The sequence below is a fragment of the Streptococcus pluranimalium genome (assembly GCF_047785745.1).
GTDB lineage: Bacteria > Bacillota > Bacilli > Lactobacillales > Streptococcaceae > Streptococcus > Streptococcus pluranimalium_B.
In genome coordinates this window covers 1-2,743 of sequence record NZ_JBLOJT010000153.1, presented here as the reverse complement: position 1 = coordinate 2,743, position 2,743 = coordinate 1, and the positions used below count along the sequence as shown (strand labels likewise).

Sequence of the window (2,743 nt, the reverse complement as noted above, 5' to 3'; positions counted from 1 at the left end):
ATTAAAATCAGAGACTCACATCAAACGTGAATCTCTGATTTTTTATGACTGATAGACTTTTGTCTCAGACTCTTTTATACTTAGTCTCTTCATTAATCATAAAATACTGTCTTTATAGCTAAGGTTTTAATACTCTAGAATTATCAAATAATATGAAATAGGATATCTAACCAGAATAAAATAACAAGATATTTGATCACTTAAAGACTGTGAAAGTTTAATTACTTTTATTCGTTAGATAAGTCTATTCTAATGTTATAGATCAATATTTCATAGCCATAGTTTCATACTCATGAACCTATTTTCCGAGTCAAAGCTGTCAACAAACTAACGCTCAGAAAAATAGCAATAAAAATAACTGTAATCGTCGCACTCGCTGGTGTCTCCCAAATATAAGATAATATAACTCCTGAAAGCATACCGATAAATCCAATGATAATCGAACTGATAATAACTGCCTTAAAGGATTTACCAACTCGTATCCCAATACTTGCTGGTAAAACCATAATAGTGGAAACCAATAACGCCCCCGCAGCCGGAATCATTAAAGCAATAGCAATACCTGTGATGATATTGAACACTAATGACATTAACCTAACAGGTAAACCATCAACCAGAGCAGTGTCTTCGTCAAAAGTCAACATATACATAGGGCGAATAAAAAAGGCAGATAAGATTAACACAAGACTAGCAATGAGAAACAGAGCAATAACCTGTTCTCTATTAATCGTAATAATCGAACCGAACAAGTATTGTTCTAGATTAATCCCAGAACTATTTTCCGATTTACTAGTAATCAGTAATGAGATAGCCAATCCTAGAGACATGAGTATCGCTGTAGAAATCTCCATATAATGCTTATAAACTACTCTTAAATATTCTAAAAGTATCGAAGCAAAAATTACTACAACAATCGTCATCCATGTAGGTGAAACGCCCAACAAAATACCAAATGCAACACCTGCTAAGGAAACATGGCTCAGCGTATCACTCATTAAACTTTGACGTCGTAACATCAAAAACAGACCCAAAAGAGGGGCAAATAAACTCATTGCAACAATCGCTAAAACAGCCCGTTGCATAAATTCATAAGAGAGCATTTCTGAAATAACAGTCATTTTTATTCCTCCTCATGAATATTAAAACAGCGCCACGGAGAAGACTGATCTCTTACTAAGTGAATATTCCTATCAGCGTATTCAGAAACTTCCTCAGGATCATGGGTTATCATCAAGACTGCTTTTTCATGCTTTTTAGCACTGTGATGCATTAATTTATAAAAATTATTCAGTGTGCTAGCATCCATCCCTGTAGTTGGCTCATCTAAAACAAAAATATCTGGATCAGAGGCAAACATTCTCGCAAGAACTACACGTTGTTTCTGACCGCCTGAGAGACTACCTATACGCTCATAACGACTCTCCCACATACCTACAGCTTCTAAACTCGTTTTCACATGCTCCTTATCATGCGGAGTAATCCTACGAAACCATCCCTGACGAGGATATCGTCCAGAGGTCACAAACTCCTCAACAGTAGAAGGGAAACCTGCATTAAAACTAGCTATTTGTTGAGGTAGATAAGCTATTCTCAACTTCTTTCCTGAAATATTCTTTTCAGAAATACTAACCTTACCGCTTTTAGGCTTCAAAACTCCTAAAGTCGCTTTCATTAAGGTAGATTTTGCAGCCCCATTTTCACCAGTCAAGGTGACAAATTCACCACTATCTAAATGGTAAGAAATATTATGAAGAACTGGCTCATTATCATACTGAAAAGCCAAATTCTCTACAGTAATATAGCGCACAACTAAAGCACCTTTCTAGATAATGCATCAACAAAACGAGCAATAATGTCTTGATCATTATCAGAAAAATCAGTTAAAATCGTTTCATAAACCTGGAGAGTAGATTGATGGTGTTCATCATGTTCAATTGCAATTGGAAGACCCTGCTCTGTTAACATCAGATAACTTACACGACCATCTTTACCATCCTTCACCGAGACTACTAACTCCTTCTGGATTAATTGCTTCACAGCTTTAGAAACTGCTGCCTGACTGATAGACAAAGCTTTGGCAAGATCCGTATTAGTCCATTTTCCATCTTTCAATAACATCAGAATATGTTCTTGCGTGCTTGTCAAACTAATATCACTTTGACATTTTCCAATCAGCAACTCATTTTGATGCTCTGTTTTCGCAATCAAAGAGTTAAAAAAATCATCAATTCTCTCAGATAATAACATAAGATACTCCTTAACCAGTTAAACAAGAATATAAATAAAAACTGCTAGATAAACTAACAGTAACACTATACCGGCGGCCGGGGTCGAACCGGCACGTCCTTGCGGACACTGGATTTTGAGTCCAGCGCGTCTGCCAATTCCGCCACGCCGGCAAATATAACTGGGGTAGCTGGATTCGAACCAACGCATGAGGGAGTCAAAGTCCCTTGCCTTACCGCTTGGCTATACCCCAAAATAGGCGAGTGAGGGGAATCGAACCCCCGAATGTCAGAGCCACAATCTGATGTGTTAACCACTTCACCACACCCGCCACAATCTATAAACACGGGCAGTAGGAATCGAACCCACACTGAAGGTTTTGGAGACCTTAGTTCTACCTTTAAACTATGCCCGTTTAGGATGGAAAGAGAGGGATTCGAACCCCCGAACCCGAAGGAGCGGATTTACAGTCCGCCGCGTTTAGCCTCTTCGCTATCTTTCCAAAATATTAAATTAT

At 38.0% G+C, this 2,743-nt stretch carries 3 protein-coding genes and 5 tRNA genes; all 8 read right to left on the bottom strand.

Going from position 1 to position 2,743, the window contains the following annotated elements:
* Positions 1-290: 290 nt before the first annotated feature.
* Entirely contained in the window at positions 291-1,118 is an 828-nt protein-coding gene (locus tag ACMZ6U_RS10000) for an iron chelate uptake ABC transporter family permease subunit (RefSeq protein ID WP_416108284.1), read from the bottom strand.
* Positions 1,119-1,120: 2 nt separating this feature from the next.
* Positions 1,121-1,807 (bottom strand): metal ABC transporter ATP-binding protein, encoded by a 687-nt coding sequence (locus ACMZ6U_RS09995; RefSeq protein WP_416108283.1) that lies wholly within the window; start codon positions 1,805-1,807, stop codon positions 1,121-1,123.
* Positions 1,808-1,809: 2 nt separating this feature from the next.
* Positions 1,810-2,247 carry a zinc-dependent MarR family transcriptional regulator gene (locus ACMZ6U_RS09990; protein WP_416108282.1) on the bottom strand — a complete coding sequence of 146 codons (438 nt, stop codon included), beginning with the start codon at positions 2,245-2,247 and terminating at the stop codon, positions 1,810-1,812.
* A 68-nt stretch (positions 2,248-2,315) separates the two neighbouring features.
* A tRNA-Leu gene (locus tag ACMZ6U_RS09985) sits at positions 2,316-2,399 on the bottom strand.
* A gap of 8 nt (positions 2,400-2,407) precedes the next feature.
* Positions 2,408-2,479, bottom strand: a tRNA-Gln gene (locus ACMZ6U_RS09980).
* A 5-nt stretch (positions 2,480-2,484) separates the two neighbouring features.
* A tRNA-His gene (locus ACMZ6U_RS09975) sits at positions 2,485-2,557 on the bottom strand.
* A 13-nt stretch (positions 2,558-2,570) separates the two neighbouring features.
* Positions 2,571-2,641: transfer RNA gene (locus tag ACMZ6U_RS09970), tRNA-Trp, on the bottom strand.
* 6 nt (positions 2,642-2,647) lie between these two features.
* Positions 2,648-2,728 (bottom strand) — tRNA-Tyr (locus tag ACMZ6U_RS09965).
* Positions 2,729-2,743 lie beyond the last annotated feature (15 nt).